12 protein-coding genes are annotated in these 16638 nt (G+C 44.8%); 4 read left to right on the forward strand and 8 right to left on the reverse strand.

Annotation, left to right across the window (positions count from 1 at the left end):
- Positions 1–156: 156 nt before the first annotated feature.
- Both SPEA_RS14320 and SPEA_RS14325 read left to right on the forward strand, forming a co-directional pair.
- Positions 157–1308, forward strand: coding sequence for a sugar diacid recognition domain-containing protein (locus tag SPEA_RS14320; RefSeq protein ID WP_012155929.1), 1152 nt, complete (start codon positions 157–159; stop codon positions 1306–1308).
- A gap of 13 nt (positions 1309–1321) precedes the next feature.
- Complete coding sequence (locus SPEA_RS14325) at positions 1322–1858, forward strand: prepilin-type N-terminal cleavage/methylation domain-containing protein (RefSeq protein WP_012155930.1); 537 nt, start codon at positions 1322–1324, stop codon at positions 1856–1858.
- A gap of 62 nt (positions 1859–1920) precedes the next feature.
- On the opposite strand, the gene SPEA_RS14330 is transcribed toward SPEA_RS14325, so the two are convergent.
- The 8 genes from SPEA_RS14330 to SPEA_RS14365 all read right to left on the reverse strand — a co-directional run bounded on the left by SPEA_RS14330 (position 1921) and on the right by SPEA_RS14365 (position 13386).
- Positions 1921–2895: an OmpA family protein gene (locus tag SPEA_RS14330; RefSeq protein WP_012155931.1), complete on the reverse strand. Its 975-nt coding sequence runs from the start codon at positions 2893–2895 to the stop codon at positions 1921–1923.
- Positions 2892–4001 carry a hypothetical protein gene (locus SPEA_RS14335; protein ID WP_012155932.1) on the reverse strand — a complete coding sequence of 370 codons (1110 nt, stop codon included), beginning with the start codon at positions 3999–4001 and terminating at the stop codon, positions 2892–2894. Before SPEA_RS14335 ends, SPEA_RS14330 begins: the two co-directional genes overlap by 4 nt.
- Position 4002: 1 nt before the next feature.
- Complete coding sequence (locus SPEA_RS14340) at positions 4003–4728, reverse strand: fimbrial biogenesis chaperone (RefSeq protein ID WP_012155933.1); 726 nt, start codon at positions 4726–4728, stop codon at positions 4003–4005.
- 3 nt (positions 4729–4731) lie between these two features.
- Entirely contained in the window at positions 4732–7665 is a 2934-nt protein-coding gene (locus SPEA_RS14345) for a CS1-pili formation C-terminal domain-containing protein (protein WP_012155934.1), read from the reverse strand.
- Entirely contained in the window at positions 7662–8195 is a 534-nt protein-coding gene (locus SPEA_RS14350) for a hypothetical protein (RefSeq protein ID WP_012155935.1), read from the reverse strand. Before SPEA_RS14350 ends, SPEA_RS14345 begins: the two co-directional genes overlap by 4 nt.
- Positions 8196–8231: 36 nt before the next feature.
- Complete coding sequence (locus SPEA_RS14355) at positions 8232–8810, reverse strand: hypothetical protein (protein ID WP_012155936.1); 579 nt, start codon at positions 8808–8810, stop codon at positions 8232–8234.
- A gap of 425 nt (positions 8811–9235) precedes the next feature.
- Complete coding sequence (locus tag SPEA_RS14360; protein WP_012155937.1) at positions 9236–12133, reverse strand: hypothetical protein; 2898 nt, start codon at positions 12131–12133, stop codon at positions 9236–9238.
- 323 nt (positions 12134–12456) lie between these two features.
- Positions 12457–13386 (reverse strand): helix-turn-helix domain-containing protein, encoded by a 930-nt coding sequence (locus SPEA_RS14365; RefSeq protein WP_012155938.1) that lies wholly within the window; start codon positions 13384–13386, stop codon positions 12457–12459.
- A gap of 296 nt (positions 13387–13682) precedes the next feature.
- Here SPEA_RS14365 and SPEA_RS14370 point away from each other — a divergent pair, with 296 nt between their 5' ends.
- Complete coding sequence (locus SPEA_RS14370; protein WP_012155939.1) at positions 13683–15041, forward strand: GntP family permease; 1359 nt, start codon at positions 13683–13685, stop codon at positions 15039–15041.
- A gap of 155 nt (positions 15042–15196) precedes the next feature.
- The gene (locus SPEA_RS14375) at positions 15197–16351 is read left to right on the forward strand and encodes a glycerate kinase (protein WP_012155940.1); all 1155 of its coding nucleotides are present in this window, start codon (positions 15197–15199) and stop codon (positions 16349–16351) included.
- The last annotated feature ends 287 nt before the right edge of the window (positions 16352–16638 follow it).

Raw genomic sequence — 16638 nt, forward strand, 5'->3', positions numbered from 1 at the left:
TTAGAAGTTAGAAGTGAGAAGTGAGAAGTGAGAAGTTAATTAGCCATCGAGCTCACAATTAGCCGATAAAGTAATGACAGATGTCGACGCTTTGGGGCACTGTATCGCCACTCTAAGTAAAACAATCTGCAGATTTAAACGTTAGTGAGGCTCAACGTGTATTTTCTAGATGGCTCCTTGGCACGACAAATCGTTAATCGCACCATGAAGATTATTGGTCATAATATCAATGTGATGAATAATCATGGCGTCATTTTAGGCTCGGGAGAGTCTCACCGGATCGGCGCCATACACGAAGGTGCACTGCTGGCTATCAGTCAAAAACGCACCGTAGAGATTAGCACTCACAGCACTGGCACACTGCAAGGTGTTAAACCGGGAATTAACCTGCCACTACATTATAAAGGCAAGGTTATCGGCGTTATCGGCATCACTGGCGAGCCTGAAAAGCTTCGTAGTTATGGTGAGCTACTGAAGATGACCGCTGAAATCATCGTTGAGCAGGCTAACACGCTTGAACAAGCTCAGTGGCAGTACCGCCAAAAGGAAGAGTTGATCATCGAGTTAATTAAGTCTGAGGGCGCTTTTACTTCCCACCAGCGTAATTGGGCTTCTCAGCTTAATATCGATCTCGATGCACCGCGCGTTGTGGCTATAATTCAAGTTCAGGCCGACGAGGAAGAAACCACGGCTAACTCTATGTTGAAGCAGGTTATGCATCTATTAGAAAATCCATCGCGGGGCAACTTAGTCGCCATGGCCTCGATGACGGAGTTAGTTATTTTAAAACCTGCCTTTCTCGATGGAAAGACTTGGGATCCTAACCTTGAGAGTGAGCGTATCGATCAACTACTCATACGGCTTCCCAAAGAACTTAATAGCCGCTTAAAAATCTCATTAGGCCATTTTTTTTCAAACCCAGAAGAGATCAACCGCTCCTACCAAACCGCACTAGAAACCTTAGCTATCGGCCAGCAGCTCCACCCTGAGCAAAGTAAATACCTCTACGAGGATTACTCTCTACAGGTATTGCTGTCGGCGTTAAAAGATAGCTGGCGCGGTAAAGAGCTACTCTGCCCTTACCAAGCCCTCCTTAGCGCCGATAAAAATGGCCAGCTAGTGAAAACCCTGACTGCTTACCTGCAACACTTTGGTGACCTGCAGCAATGTGCTAATGTACTTTTTATTCATCGAAATACCTTGCGCTATCGACTCGATAAAATCCAACAGATCACTGGCGCCAATATCAATCAACTCGATGGGTTATTGCAGCTCTATATAGGCCAAGTGATGCTTAAGCAAACTTAACAACGGGAACAAAATGACATTCGCCTCTACACGCAGAACAGGCTTTACCTTAATTGAAATGGTTGTGGTAATCATTGTGCTTGGGATCATAGCTGTTATTGCCCTACCAAAGTTTGTTAATTTTCACTCCGATAGTAAAGTGGCGACCCTAGATGGTATAGCAGCCGCAATGAAGAGTGGTTTAGATTTAGTTCACAGCAAAGCCGTAATTGAAGGTGAAGCTAAAGGCGCTGGCAGTATTGAGCATGCAGACGTTACTATTCCACTCTATAACGGTTACCCCGCCGTCGATGGCACTGACAGCTTCGATGAGCTAAACCGGCAGGTACGCGCTTGGCTTGATATCGACTCTGTGTCACTGACCGCCATCAAGCTTGATAACAACGCAGCGCCGTTCTTTATCGACAAGTCCACCGCCAATAACCACATTTACATCTTTTTCTCTGAAGATCTAAACGATAAAAGCGTCAGCTTTAACTGCCATATTCGCTACGAAAATGCAGTCGATGCCCCTGAACCTGTGATTACCGTCAAACACAGTGACTGCTAACAAAGTAAACTATCTTCTGCAGAAGCTAGCTTAGCCTAATACAGCGCAGTTCCATCTGTACGTTAGTCTGTGTGAGCAGCGATCTCTATTTCTACTCTTCGATTTAACGCGCGCCCTTTTGCCGTCATGTTGCTGGACACAGGATTTTCCTCGCCTTTCCAGTCGATATGGATGCGACTTGGTGCTACACCATGGGTGATAAAATAGGCTTGAGTCGCTTCAGCACGGCGTTTTGCGAGAGCAAGATTATAACGCTCGGCGCCTAAACTATCGGTATAGGCTGTCACACTGATGCTTGCATTTTTGCTGGCTAATGCGCTTTTTATCACCTCATCTAGAGCTGAAGTGTCAGTTAGCTTACTACTATCAAACCCAAATACACTATTGCCTCGAATTGATACTGATTGTACGTTTATGGTCGGGGTTATGAGCACTTGCTGCTTATCGAGCGGCTTATGCATAGGATCTATCGCCGGCCGCACAGACGGATGCGAGACCACACCAAACTTATAGTTAAACCCAAGCGTAAACTCATAGAGGTCATCATCTGTACTTGGGGTATCTTTAATCCAGCGATAGCCTGTGTCTAGCTCCCAGCGCGGTGAAAATCGATACTTGATGCCTAATCCACTGCTAATCGATATGTCATCATTCACCCATGCTGGGCCTAGCTTAAAATACAGCGATGCTTCGTCACTGAGCCGGTATCGAGTCGATAAATAAGTCGCGATTGAGAATAAGTGTTTATCTGCTGATAGCGTGCTTTGCTGCTTATCTTGCCCCTTGCCTAGGTAGCTAAGATCAGATTCAAGGGCTAAATAACGGTTCAAGTTGTAACCGAATACTAGGCCAGAGCTCAGGTTAACCGCCTTATTTTCCTCAGGTTCTTGCTTAGCTTGGCTATCGAGTAACGCCCCGCCTAACTTAGCACCAAAGTAAAAATCGCCATCGCTGTAATAGCCTTCAGCGACAGCTGCGCTTGAGTAAACAAACATAGGACTGAGTAAACAGAAAAGTGTTTTGGTCATTGGCTTCATAACAGAACCTCAAACATCAGGGTAAAATTATCGCTATAACGCTGCTCTTCTACGTCATTAACCGACACGTTTTCATAGCCGACATTGAGCATAAAAGGGATCATGCTAGCCCCCGGCGCATCTATTTGTGCTTGCCCCTTTTCAACAACTTGACCATCTGCTACCAGCTCAGATTGTGAGCTACACCCTTGGCAACTAATACTGTATGGGATCTCGGTGGCGCCGCCTGAGTCAGGCTTTAAACTATAGTCATCAGCATCTTTATTGATTAGCCTGAACTTAAGCCCATTTTGAAACTGGCCTAACACTGAGACTTTAAAGCCGGTATGGCCACTCACCGTATGCTTGTAAGTGTCATATTTCGGCGTCATATGGCCATTACCCAATACGTTGATGCGACTGATCACACTGGGGTTATAGGCTATCTGCATCGAAAAGGTAATGGGGATATTACGATAGGTTTTTACCGCCTCTGAAATATTGGCCTTAAAGCCGTAACTTATCACCCCTGTTACTGTTCCCGAATAAATGCCTTTGCCCTTGCCTTTTAAACGCCTAATCAACTCGGTTTTGTCGAAACGAATGACTGGTTGATAGCGTTTAAAGGGCGTTGTAGGGCTATCAAATTGAATACTCTTATTGGCGATACAAAAACCATTGTGACTGGTGCTCATCACAGTACTGGTGGCCGCTATAGTCGATCGCTCACAAGCTGGATAGATATCGGCATAAGGGCTTTGTGAAAACTGGCCACCGAGCTGATATTTAACTCCGGTTAACTTAATTGGCATCGACACATGCTCTGCCCCGCTGGATAACTCAATATTCATCTGGGTTGGGCTAGTGTATGTCCCCGGCACCCACATAGTCGTTTCAGGCAATCGAGTTGGGGTAAACCAGTAGTTTGGCCTGATATACGCGCCATCGCTACTGGCATTGGCCCACTCTAGTTTATCGCCCGTTAAGGTGCCATTGATGGTAAATGCACTCACTGGTAGAGATGCACCAAGCAATAGGCATAGTGAAATCGATGAAAAATGTGCGAACGGCGTCAACACCGCCCCAAAACCTGCCTTGCAAGCCAGCTTGATTACTGCGAAGCACATCTTACTCTCCCCGGCTCAAACGGATCTGTTCACGGTATGACTCGTCATGGTTTAACACCATCACATCTAAATCATCGGCTTGCAGTGCCTTAGGCACATGAACATCTCGCGTTCTTCCCGCCAAAATGGTGAAGTTGGCTTTACATAATGCTCTGTCGTCCTTGTCGGAAGGAATATCTTTGTCGCATTGGTCAATAACGATATCTATCATGGTATTGCCGGAGTTTGTGGCAGTAATCGTCTCGAGCTTATAATCTAAAAGGTATTTAACCTTGCTGACTTTAGCGGGCACTATGTAGTAAGGCGAGAAGCCAAATAGCATATTAATTTTCGATTGCGCCTCACCCTCGGTGCTGTACGAGACAGGCTGGATATTGATCTGGTAAACCTGATCTTTGTCTGTATCACAGCGCTCACCACAGATACTTTCAACTTGAATCTCTTTGACCATGTTTGGCTCTATCACCAATTTAGAGGGCTTAGTCGCAATCCCCCAAGAATCTAAGTTGTCACGTGTATAGGGCGTCTTGATAATCTTGTTATCGATGATCTCAACCTTTGACACCGACGTCTTGAGAAAGTAAGTGATCTGATCGGTGTTATCTAAGGTAAAGACACCCGCTTTTGTTTCAGGGTTAGTAAGCATTAAACTGCTAATTGCCATTGCCGACGCATCGAACACAAATGCAGAGAGTGCAATCAATAATAGTGGTTTATTCATCTTCATAAGTTAGTTCCAGTTGTTAGCAAAGCTGTCATCTTTAATGAGACTCTTCGCATAAAGGCTTAATTCGTTTAGCAGCGATACTTGCATTGCGCTAAGGCTTGACCCATTAACGACATAGACATATTGGCGCGAACCCACGCTGCGAGTAATCACCGACAAGCCTGCCTGCTGCAGTTTAAGGCCGGTATTAAGTCGTTCTTCCTCATTGGTGAACATGCCAATAAAGTAATATTGCTCGCCATCTATCTTGATAGGCTGCAAGGCGTTATCTTGTGCCAGCATCAATGTTTCGTCGTTATCTAATCCCGGCAGGCAATAGTTATTACCGGTATTGACGATATAGGTCGAATCCCTATCCAAGCTCGGGGTCACACAAGTTTGATTATCTGATACCAATTGATAATCAGAGCCAGCAATAACGGAAATTTTAAATACCCCCTCCTCGACCTGCTCAACGTCGATACAGCCCTCGCCAGTGCACTGAACGTTTGCAATCACTCGATGATTAACGTCGTCAAATGACGAGATAAAGGTTTTGACTTTCACCAAGTCAATATCGAGAGCCATCACAGTCCCGGGTAGGCTATAACCGGAAATATCCCGTGTTTGATCGCTAATATAATTTGATGAGTCAGTGTCTAAGCGCGCATTAAATGCCTTGTATTTATCGACCGCAATGATCGTCTCTTCTCGGTCAATATTCTCGCTATAACTCAGCGTGTTATCATCATAGATAGAAAGCAAACCACGGTGAGCGTCATCTCCCCCCTGATTTTGGGCGTCGACGATGATGTAGGAGTCACTCTGCTCTGAGGTGAAGTAAGCTTCGCCTTTAGCCGATAACACCTGAGTGCTATTAAAGCTTGAACTGACAGAATGAGTGCCGTCTGAGCTAATATATGCATAGGTATCTGACGCCACGTAGCTGTTGTCATAACTAATATTACTGGACAGGTCGCTGCTCATATTACGGTCAACATCGGTGCCGTTATAGCTGATCCCAAGCTCATTATTCATTGATAAGTTGCGAGTCACCTGTCTGTCATTTGCCACGCTGTTTCTAAACTCATCGAGCCCTTGTCGACTCACCGATACCGACGAGCTCGCACTCCAGCCAGCCGATAGAGGGACCGACCAAAGCACGCCCGCATACCAATCATCTTCAACACCAAAACTGTCACCGCCTTGAAATGTCGCAGAAAAGTTAATGACAGAGTCCGCTATAAACGAGTGGGAAAACCCGGCACTCACAGACCAATAATCACTTTGGTCGACGAATAATGCTGGCGAATTGGTCGCATCTAGCTTGTTGTTCACATACAGCAGGTAGCCTTGACCGCCCCAAAGATCCGAGGAAAGATTGACATTAAGACGCTGATAACCGGTATTTGACAGCATAAAGTTATCTAAACCAAAGTCACTGTCGGCTGAATCGAACTTCTCGTAGCCCACCCCTATGCTGTAAAAACTCACATCGGCAGCCATAAACTGACTACCGTTTGAGAAAGATGCATATTTGAACTGTGCGGTCGACGCATCATTAAACGAGGTCTTAATGCCTAATTCAGACAAAGTGCTATCAGAGTTAGACAGCAGCCTTGCGCCAACCATGGTGCTATCGGTTAGCTGATAAGAAAACTTACCCTCGACAAAGTTATTGCTATCGAGTTGCAGTTTGGACTGTTCAGGCAACGCTTCTAGATAAGCATCTAACGCGATAGCTTGCGCTGATAAATTTACCGCATCAGCTTGCAAGCTATCAGAGTTAACTCGGTAACCTAACTTAGCTTGCAGCTTAATGAGCTGCCGCTGCCTATTTTGCTCTACAACGCCTTCATAACTGTCTTCATAGCGGTCGTTAAAGCGACCAGCAGAGAAGCTATAGTCGTATTCACCTTTATTGAGTGAAAAAGCACTGTTATTAACAATCTGCTGACGCTCTTTTAAGATCTCACGCCCCGCAGCAATCACCACCACAGTTGCCGTATAAGAGCCATAGGGCAGATCGCGAAAGGCGATGCTCTGCTGGCCTGAGTCCACATTCTTGCTGTAGATCAAATGACTATCGCGGTAGACCTCGATGCGCCCCTTGTTCGGCAAGATATAGAACAGGCGACGATTATTTTGCTTGCCCCCCTCAATCAAGTTCTGCGAAGAAGAATAGTTGACTATGTCTTGTGAATAGCTTCCCGATAAGTCCATAAACGCCGTCGTATTCTGCTCATAACCGTATTTGAAGTGGCCGAATTGAACGCGTCTGTTTTGCGCTTCATAGTCGTAAGATAGCTGCTCTGCATCAAACTTATTCGCAGCAGAATCGGCATAGAGGCTTGATTTAATCGAGCCATACTTTAAACCAATTAAGGTCTCATCACGGCCGATAACCGATGAGCCACCATCACTAAAATAGTGATAGTTCAAATTAACACTGTTGATGACACCATACTGCTCGTTAGTTGCATCATGAAAACGACGACTGGTGTTGCGGTTATCAATCAGATCCGCATTAATAAATAGGCTGAGTTTCTTATGCTCAAAATCATAGGTAAAGGCGTAACGCTCTGGCATCAAGCTGCACTCAGACACTTTCCCCTGGCACAAGCTTGATGTGCTAATGTGTTGCATCGCCGCGACAATGTCGCTAGCAGCTTGAGGCTTAACATTATGCGCCGTTAAGTATTGCTCAACCTTGGCCTTACTCGCCCTATTTAAAGATGCTGAGGTAGGCGTAGAGTTAAGCTTGATAACAAGCTGATCATTGCTACTGGCCAACTGAAAGCTAAACTGCTCAGTACTGCCTGAATACAGCTCTGCAAACTCATCTGGTATCGCAATGCCTTCCGTTTTTACCGATGCATAGCTAGGTAAAGACAGCTGAGGGTTAAGGGTACAAGACAGACCAAATAGGATTGAAAGGGCTAGTTTGTTGTATCTCATATGGCTAACTCTATGCTCATCTTGATCATACCCTCGCAGTAGTCATCTTTTACGCTGACTGGCGCAAACTTAAGTTCAACGTCAAAGTTGCTGTACTTTCCCACACGATTAACCCCGTCAAACTCCAAACTATCTAGCCCCTCTCCCTTATTAATCGATTCACCATCGACGCTGACAGACACTAAGTCTTTGCTGTCAGTCGCCACGCCATTGACGTCATAACAAGCGGAGCTGTTTTCAATCAAATTAAGGCTGTAGCTATTGAGCGGATCACTCTTACCAATCGAGGTTTCTAATTGCAGTACATCTGAAATATCATTAAATTTGTAATTACGGCCATCGAACTCTAGCTGCCAGTTCTTTTTGACAAACTCAAATTTAATGATCTCTCGGTCATAAAACTTATCCAGCTCTATCTGCGTGTCCACATGGAACTCTCGCTGATTGCCAGAAGCAGAGCTATCAAGAGCCAAGGCATCATTTGTCACACATAACAAAAATGCGAAAAAAACAACTTTTGTATAAGTCATAATTGGCTCTTGATAGTTCTGAGGAATAAGTGGGGCTTAGATAGCTTTAGCTGAATTGATTACGGTATGCACCTCAATATTTTGCCCAGGGTTTAGCTCTGTCCCCATCGAAGTTTCAACACTTTCAGCGTTCTCTGTGGTAAAGGTCACTGTGCCTGTTGTTGCAATAACAGGTTTAGATTTCTCCATTGGCGCGCCTTCCATCTTCACGACAGTCGCTACACCGGTCGTATCTAAGGTACCAATCACTGTCTCTAACGAGTTCATGGTCCAAGAAGCATCCGGAATAATGTCGCCAACTGCTTCTGCAACTTCGCCTTGTACAAAACCGCTCGCACACAAGCCTTCTGCTGGCGCGCTGCCATCAGTACATAAACGATAATGCAGCTCTAGTGAGATCTGATCTGAAGTAAACACACCTGTGGTGTCTTTGACATCGAGTCCAGCGGTATCAATATATGGCACGCGACCCGATGGGCCGGTAATGATCACGCCTTCACCCGGTACCACTGTCGGTACGATACCTTTCCAGTGCAGCGTCGTGGTGGCATCATCAGCCAAGGCCGAGCCAGATAAGGTTAATAGTGCGATAGGTAATAAAATCTTGGCATTCATAGCAACATCCTCGTTGAACATTTATTTGTCATACTTGCTCAGCAAAAATAAATGCCTAAACTGGCAATAAATCACTTTCTTTTGCAAATATGTCTGATAGGTAACTTTCAGGACATATGTTAACCAATGGATATATCCTCAACAGGTCAAAACTGATTTCTAAAAATCAAAAATGCCTACATAGGATGAAAAATAGCCTGGCAGCAGTGTTTTTTGATCAAAAAATAACGAAAAAATAATTCAAGTAGTCAATCGAATGAGGAAGGTCTTAGCATTGGAAAGAGGTGAAAAGTAAAGAATCCACCTACAGGAGTTGGTGATTTAGGGCTGAAAATAAAAAGGCAGCGTTCAACCTATACTCATTGGTATAAGCCAAACGCTGCCATTTCATTGAGATAGTGAATCTAACCGCAAAACATAAGCAGCTAATTATCGTATTTATCTAACTGGTTATTACTATTAATGTCTTTATTACCATCATAAGGACCAAAGCCATTATTTTTATAATCGCCAACAATATGGCTAAAGCGGCTTTGATAGTTCCCTTTGCCGGTATCTTGATAGCGATACTCAAAACTATCTAACACGTCGTCGCCATCACTGTCAGATAAAATGGGTTGTGAGCAGTATTCAATATCACCACGATGATACTCTGTGCGCTCAGCCAAACACGCTTCGATTTCACTTGCCGTAGACAGACCATCATTATCTAAATCCACCAAGTCTGGATAAACCTTGCCCGTGGCATCTTCATTAGCAAAGCGCACCTCAGGATAAACACTGACTCCCGAGTCGGTTAGGGGGATCACCGCACCATTCATTCTGAAATCGATATAGGTACAGCCCGTTAAAATATAGGGATAAGAGACTTCTCGGTGCTTAGGTTTTTCACAGGTTAAGCTTGGGTCTAGCTCTTCGAGTGGGCTGTAAAACTCCCAATGTTCTTCATGATCATTCTTATTACCCCGAGCAAAGAAGGTACTCAGTCCTTGCCCCGCAGTTTCTGTACGGACACCGTAAGAGTTGGCTGAATCGCCGACAATATTATAATGATGATCTTTACCACCGTACTCTTTAAGCCCTTTATTAGTCAGTATTTTTAATCTGTCACCTATGATTAAGGCAACCGCGTTAGCCGTGTTCTCATAAAACCTCACTTTTTTACGGTCACTATGACTTAACTTACTAAATTTAATGGTCATATCCAGCTTTTTGCCATTAGGTAGTGTCTCTTGGTGATACTGTGCATAACCGTTAAACTCTAAATAATAACTATCACGCGACTCGCTACTGCCTGCATCATTTTCACCCATTGCTGTTGCGCGGTAATCATCTTCAACCATGTGCATATAAGTGACATAGTTCGCCGCTTGCTGGTAATCGTTAACTTTGGTCGCGACTTTTTTAACTTTGTAAGACTCTCCATCTTTATTCTTGCCATCGAATAACACATACAGCTCACCAGTTGAAGTTAAAGCGGCGATGCCTTTAGTCACTTGGGTACTTTTTACTATCTTCTTACCTGTATTTTTAAAGAAGTTAGCGAACTTAAGATAAATATTGCCCTTCTCATCAACTTCATGCGAGCCAACCACGCGCACGAATGCCTGTTGAGTTTGATCTTTGTTCAAGCAATAGAACGAGCCATGTTGCTTGCCATTATCGGGCGCGTCCCAACATTGGGATACTTTGCCTATATGTTTAGTCCAATTTGAACTGATAAACTTACCAGTGCTACCGCAATCAAGGCTGTAATATTTCGCTGTTCCATCGCTGAAATAAACCACCGCAGATAAAGTGCCAAAACTCTCAATTTTCTCAACGTCATTTAGATTTAATGCATTAAATTTATCTGCAAAATCGCCATAACAAGTATTACTGGTACCGTATATTTGGTTGTGTGCGATGGCGTGACCAGATTGCATGACCTCATAGGCTATACCACCGTAGCCCATGATCCTATCGGCATAGGTTAACCCATAATAAACTTTGCTTGTGGCTGGCAACTCTATGAGTGTTTCGACGGGTTGTAGTGCATTTAACGCTGTAAATAGCACTATCTTGTCTTCGCCACCGCTTTCACTGCTCATATCGATACGGTAATTACCGAAGCCGATATTTTTAAGCGCTGTGGCATACAGGCCATTATTTTCCATGTAAGGCAGCAGTGTCTCTTTAAAAGGTTTTATCAGGGTATTACGTCCAACAGCCCCTAGGGCACCATCACCAAATAGTTTAATGAAGCCATTAAAGGAAAACTCCAAAATCCCCTCACGTACAAAGCCAGTTTCTATACTGATAACGCCACTGCTCACCCCATCGACCTCATGGTCGTAAACCGTGTACTTAACTTCATACAAGCCCTTTTCACTCGCTGAAAAGGTAAACTTGGTATTATTGACATCGCCCGGATTAACCAGACTGACATTGGCGTTATAGACCTGCACGCCAACAAGTTGCACCTTATCGCCTTCCCTGTCGTTAACGAGTGAGCCAACACCTGGAAAGTTTAAAATATCCAGAGTCAGAGAATCCTCAACAGGCGCTAATCGGCCATAGGTTTCATCTTTTGTTTCTGGCGCCGTATTACTGTTGCCGGATACATCGATATTGATGACGCCAGTAAACACCAGTTTATTGTCATCAATCACAGAATAGGTCACCGAAGTAAGACCTATCTCGATACCTTGGTAGCTAAAGTCCCCCGCTTGGGAGACGTCTGCTATGCCACTACCCACCACCACCGTTGATGCTTCAAAGCTTGGGTTTGTCATGGGTAAAAACTCTGTGGCGAGTTCGTCTTGAATATTAAAACTAAGCGTATCCCCCAGCGTAAGAGGTTTATTGAGATCAGGCAGTACGCCGCCTGCTGGCAGATCTAACTCTAGTTCTGCTGCAATTTGTTCTGCGCTTTGGCTGGTAAACAAAATAGAGGCTAATGCCGAAGCTTGGTCGGTGCCATCAGACACCGTATAGCGGTAATCACAGCTCAATGAGCGATTTGGCCTGACAGAGAAAGATAAGCCGGACTTGTCTAGCTTAGCAGGTTCACAATCAGCGACATCGCCAAGCGCTTCAACCTTCAGCAGCGTCAACTCAGTGCTCAAACTTGTAGCAATGTAGTTTGACAAATTTAGCGTCACAGACTGACTCACGCCATCGGCAATGATTACAGCTTGGCGAAAGTCCATCGCACTGATTGTCGATTTAACCACGGGGGGAGGCGGTGGTGTTATGCCACCATCTTCACCATCAGAACTTCCACCGCAGGCACTTAATACTACTAGGGATAACAATATGGCTAGTTTAGAAAGTAATCGCATCGCAAACCTTAATATCTGTTCGTGTAACACGCTGCACCTCAGACTCTTGATGTGATTGCTATGCCGAATGATTGCTATGCCGAGTCATAGCAAGGCAATGAGCGATTGCTAACAACTAGCTTGCCCACTAAAATATACGGCTATCGTCTAAGCGATGATATTTTGGATTAACACAATAAGAGAAAAGCAAGGTGCGGTAATTTTGAGCAGATGCTAACAGCAAGGTGGGAGCTTCTACAGGGCACTTTAGAAAAACAAAATTTAACTATGCCTATAAAAGCTCAACAACAGAGTGCGGTTCCAATGGATTATCAGTGTTCGAATCAAGCTTGAGCATTCATAAAGTGTGCATGTTCTTTTAACCAAGAGATCACGCCATGATGGGACAGATAATCGTCTCGACTAATACCGATAAGCTTACGCATCCCTGCTAGGGGATTTTTTTCCTCATATTCGGCTAAGACCTCAAAACCGAAGCTAACATAAGGCTGCTCAGCATTCTTGTCTCGAACGATCATGAAGATCTCTTGAATATCTGGGTTCTCTAACAAGATCTTGAGTAGATGAAAAACCCCAAACTCCCACCAGCGATAATTAAACTTCATGATTGAGTGAAAGAAGATGATTTTGTCGCCACTAATGTCAGGCTCTCTAGGGGTATTATAGAAATCGACAAACTCATTAATTAGCGACTCTCTGTCATCGGCTTTATGTACAGAGAGCATGGCATGGGCATAGAGGTTATCGGGGCTTCCTTCGCAGGTTAGCATATGCAAGGCGCCCTGCTGTTGTAACTTTATGGCCCGCTCGCACCTTTCTTGAACATCACGCTCGGTTAAATTAAAAAACTTGGCGCTACTCTCACAGATCAACGCCAATTTACGCAGATCCGTTAGCGGCGTAGATGCTGTGTATTTATAAAAGCATGTATCCGTGACAGGATAATAGGAGGTTTGAATCAAGTCTTGTTGATCAAAAGCCAGTGCTTCGATGCGCCTAAGCTGATTAACTTTGGTTTTCGATAACTTGAGATCCAGCTCAATTAAATGACTTAATACATCATATTCAGCGAAGGTGAGCAGCTGGATAATTCGCAATGTTGATGGCATTGAGACGCCTCGCTCCCAGCGGCTATAAGTGATCAGGTCAAGATTAGCAAAAACCTTATGAAATAATGATAATTTTTCCACCATTTCTGCTTGGGTCAAGCCATATTCATTGCGAATTTTTAATAGTAGCGTGAATAATTCCATAAGTACGTGTAAACCAATATAAACTAACCAAAATCATTAACTGGCATAGTAGCAAAAATGTGCCATTAAATGAAAATCCTTAACTGCAAAAAAGCAAACACCACCTTATTGTGCGCACGCACAAAACATCAGTTATAAGCACAATAAAATTAGTGAACTTATCCAAAGAATTTATCTAGCAAGCACAGCATAATATTTCGGCCTGAAATACCTTGGTGCGCTGTCAGTCTCAGCGCTCCCTACTCGGCATAAATAAAACAAACCTTACATATAAAAATACCCAAACAGGGATCCCTATGAGCCTAGTACTGATCTTATTGGCCGTGATTGCGTTTATCGTCATAGCCACAGCTAAATTTAAGCTTCACCCGTTTCTAACCCTTATTCTTGCATCGTTTCTTGCCGCCTTTGCCTACGGCCTACCGAGCGCTGATATCGCTAAAACCATCACCTCAGGTTTCGGCGGGATCTTGGGCTACATTGGTCTAGTTATCGTATTAGGTACCATCATAGGTACTATCTTAGAAAAGAGCGGCGCGGCAATTACCATGGCAGATGTGGTCATTAAAGTACTCGGTAAGCGCTTTCCAACACTGACCATGTCGATTATCGGTTATATCGTATCGATCCCAGTATTTTGTGACTCAGGCTTTGTGATCTTAAATTCGCTTAAGCAGTCTATGGCTAACCGCATGAAGGTGTCGAGCGTGTCTATGAGCGTTGCACTCGCAACGGGTCTATATGCCACTCACACCTTTGTGCCACCAACACCAGGTCCAATCGCCGCTGCCGGTAACTTAGGTCTTGAGTCAAACCTTGGCTTAGTGATTTTTGTCGGTATTTTCGTTGCTGCAGTTGCTGCATTAGCCGGTACGCTTTGGGCAAACCGTTTCGCAAATACTCAGCCTGATGGCGAAGGTGCTGAAGAACTCCTAAGTCAAAAAGAAGATTTTGATAACCTGAAGCAAGCCTATGGTGAGCTCCCTAGCCCAACTCGTGCATTTGCACCGATTTTCGTGCCAATTCTACTTATCTGTTTGGGCTCTGTTGCCAACTTCCCATCGGCCCCAATCGGCGATGGCATGCTTTTCGACATATTGGCCTTCTTAGGTCAGCCCGTTAATGCCTTGATGATTGGTCTATTCCTGTCACTATCGCTATTGAAGGGCAATGATAAAATTAAAGAGTTTAGTGACCGTATTAGCCAAGGCTTAGTGGTTGCAGCACCGATTCTATTGATCACAGGTGCAGGCGGGGCATTTGGCGCCGTACTAAAAGCAACCGATATCGGTACCTTCCTAGGTGAGTCACTGTCAGCTCTTGGCATTGGCATCTTTATGCCATTTATTGTTGCTGCAGCGCTTAAGTCGGCTCAAGGCTCGTCAACAGTAGCACTAGTGGCAACTTCTGCGCTCGTTGCGCCTATGCTAGGTGATATCGGTCTTGCCAGTGATATGGGCCGCGTACTGACGGTTATGGCCATTGGTGCGGGTGCGATGACAGTATCTCATGCAAACGACAGCTTCTTCTGGGTAGTGACTCAGTTTAGCCGCATGAGTGTTAAGCAAGCTTACAAAGCCCAAACCATGGCAACGCTAATTCAAGGCGTGACAGCAATGGCTTTAGTTTATCTACTCAGCTTAGTGTTGCTATAAACACAAGCAGCTCTGAAATAGGCGAGCATAAAACTGCTCGCCTATTATCAACTAGTGTAATCAACGAAAATACTTGGTTACGCGTCAAAATGACCCCATACATATTAAGATTAGTCTGATTCAACTCGTTGAATTTAGTCTTATAGGAATACTGCATGAAAATTGTGATAGCCCCAGACTCTTTCAAAGAAAGCCTAAGCGCAATGGAAGTGGCTAACGAGATTGAACGTGGATTTCGCAGCGTACTGCCCAGCGCTGAATATATCAAAGTACCTGTTGCCGATGGCGGCGAAGGCACTGTGCAGTCAATGGTTGATGCCACAGACGGCACCATCATCACCCTCGATGTCACGGGCCCGTTAGGCGATAAAGTTGAAGCCTTTTATGGCATTTTAGGCGCAGGCTTTAAGGGAAAGAAAAAAACCGCCGTGATCGAAATGGCAGCAGCATCGGGGCTACATTTAGTTACTGAAGACAAGCGAAATCCACTTATTACTACCAGTTACGGCACAGGTGAGTTGATTGTCGATGCCCTCAATCGCGGTATTAAACATATCATCATCGGCCTTGGCGGCAGCGCCACTAATGATGGTGGTGCAGGTATGGCGCAGGCCATAGGTGCCCATCTGCTCAATAGCGCTGGCAAGGCACTCTCTCCTGGAGGAGTTGCTTTGGCGGAACTAGCCAGTATTGATTTAACTGACTTACACCCGCTTATTACAAAGTGTACTTTTGAAGTGGCCTGTGATGTGAATAATCCACTTTGTGGAGAAAAAGGTGCCTCGGCTATTTTTGGTCCACAAAAAGGCGCGACTCCAGAAATGGTGCTGCAGCTCGATACTGCTCTAGGCCATTACGCAGATATCATTGAACGCTCAGGCATAGCAGATAATCGTAACACTCCCGGCGCAGGGGCTGCTGGCGGTATGGGTTTAGGCGTGATGAGCTTTTTAAATGCCGAGCTAAAACCTGGCATAGATATCGTAATGCAAACCGTTAACTTGGCAGGTTTAAGTCAAGGCGCCGACCTCGTAATTACTGGTGAAGGCCGCCTCGACAGCCAGACTCTGCATGGTAAAACGCCTATGGGCGTCGCCGGTGTCGCTAAAGCCCAAGGGATAAAAGTGATTGCCATCGCTGGCTGCGTGAGCGATGACGCCAACATCTTACTGGAACATGGCATTGACGCGCTGTTCTCTATAACGCCAAGAGCTCTGCCCCTTGCCGAGGTCCTTAGCAGCGCTAAACATAACCTGTACAGCACGGCTAAAAACATCGCTGCACTGTACGCGTTATCGGCAGCTAAATAACCAGCGCATAACCACTAATGCTACTCACTTAAGCAAATGACTTAAACAAGTGACTCAGAGTTTGATAACTTCGAAAGATAAGACTGGACCACAGAGGACACGAAGAGCACGAAGAAAAGCCACCCTGAGCTTTTTCTTTTCTTCGTGTCCTTTGTTTCGTATCTTTAGCTTCATGTCCTTTGTGTAACAAACAAAGAGTGTAACAAACAAAGAGCGTAGCAAACGAAGTGAGCGCTTCGTGGTGCATAACTTTTAAAGCAATGAACCCAGTAACGTGTATCCATCCT

The sequence above is a fragment of the Shewanella pealeana ATCC 700345 genome (genome assembly GCF_000018285.1).
Taxonomy (GTDB): Bacteria; Pseudomonadota; Gammaproteobacteria; order Enterobacterales; family Shewanellaceae; genus Shewanella; species Shewanella pealeana.

What these genes read in the sequence shown, in the direction of transcription:
- SPEA_RS14365 (WP_012155938.1), bottom strand. Translation starts at nt 13,386, where the DNA reads ATGGAATTATTCACGCTACTATTAAAAATTCGCAATGAATATGGCTTG.
- SPEA_RS14360 (WP_012155937.1), bottom strand. Translation starts at nt 12,133, where the DNA reads ATGCGATTACTTTCTAAACTAGCCATATTGTTATCCCTAGTAGTATTA.
- SPEA_RS14370 (WP_012155939.1), top strand. Translation starts at nt 13,683, where the DNA reads ATGAGCCTAGTACTGATCTTATTGGCCGTGATTGCGTTTATCGTCATA.
- SPEA_RS14325 (WP_012155930.1), top strand. Translation starts at nt 1,322, where the DNA reads ATGACATTCGCCTCTACACGCAGAACAGGCTTTACCTTAATTGAAATG.
- SPEA_RS14350 (WP_012155935.1), bottom strand. Translation starts at nt 8,195, where the DNA reads ATGACTTATACAAAAGTTGTTTTTTTCGCATTTTTGTTATGTGTGACA.
- SPEA_RS14355 (WP_012155936.1), bottom strand. Translation starts at nt 8,810, where the DNA reads ATGAATGCCAAGATTTTATTACCTATCGCACTATTAACCTTATCTGGC.
- SPEA_RS14375 (WP_012155940.1), top strand. Translation starts at nt 15,197, where the DNA reads ATGAAAATTGTGATAGCCCCAGACTCTTTCAAAGAAAGCCTAAGCGCA.
- SPEA_RS14345 (WP_012155934.1), bottom strand. Translation starts at nt 7,665, where the DNA reads ATGAGATACAACAAACTAGCCCTTTCAATCCTATTTGGTCTGTCTTGT.
- SPEA_RS14340 (WP_012155933.1), bottom strand. Translation starts at nt 4,728, where the DNA reads ATGAAGATGAATAAACCACTATTATTGATTGCACTCTCTGCATTTGTG.
- SPEA_RS14335 (WP_012155932.1), bottom strand. Translation starts at nt 4,001, where the DNA reads ATGTGCTTCGCAGTAATCAAGCTGGCTTGCAAGGCAGGTTTTGGGGCG.
- SPEA_RS14330 (WP_012155931.1), bottom strand. Translation starts at nt 2,895, where the DNA reads ATGAAGCCAATGACCAAAACACTTTTCTGTTTACTCAGTCCTATGTTT.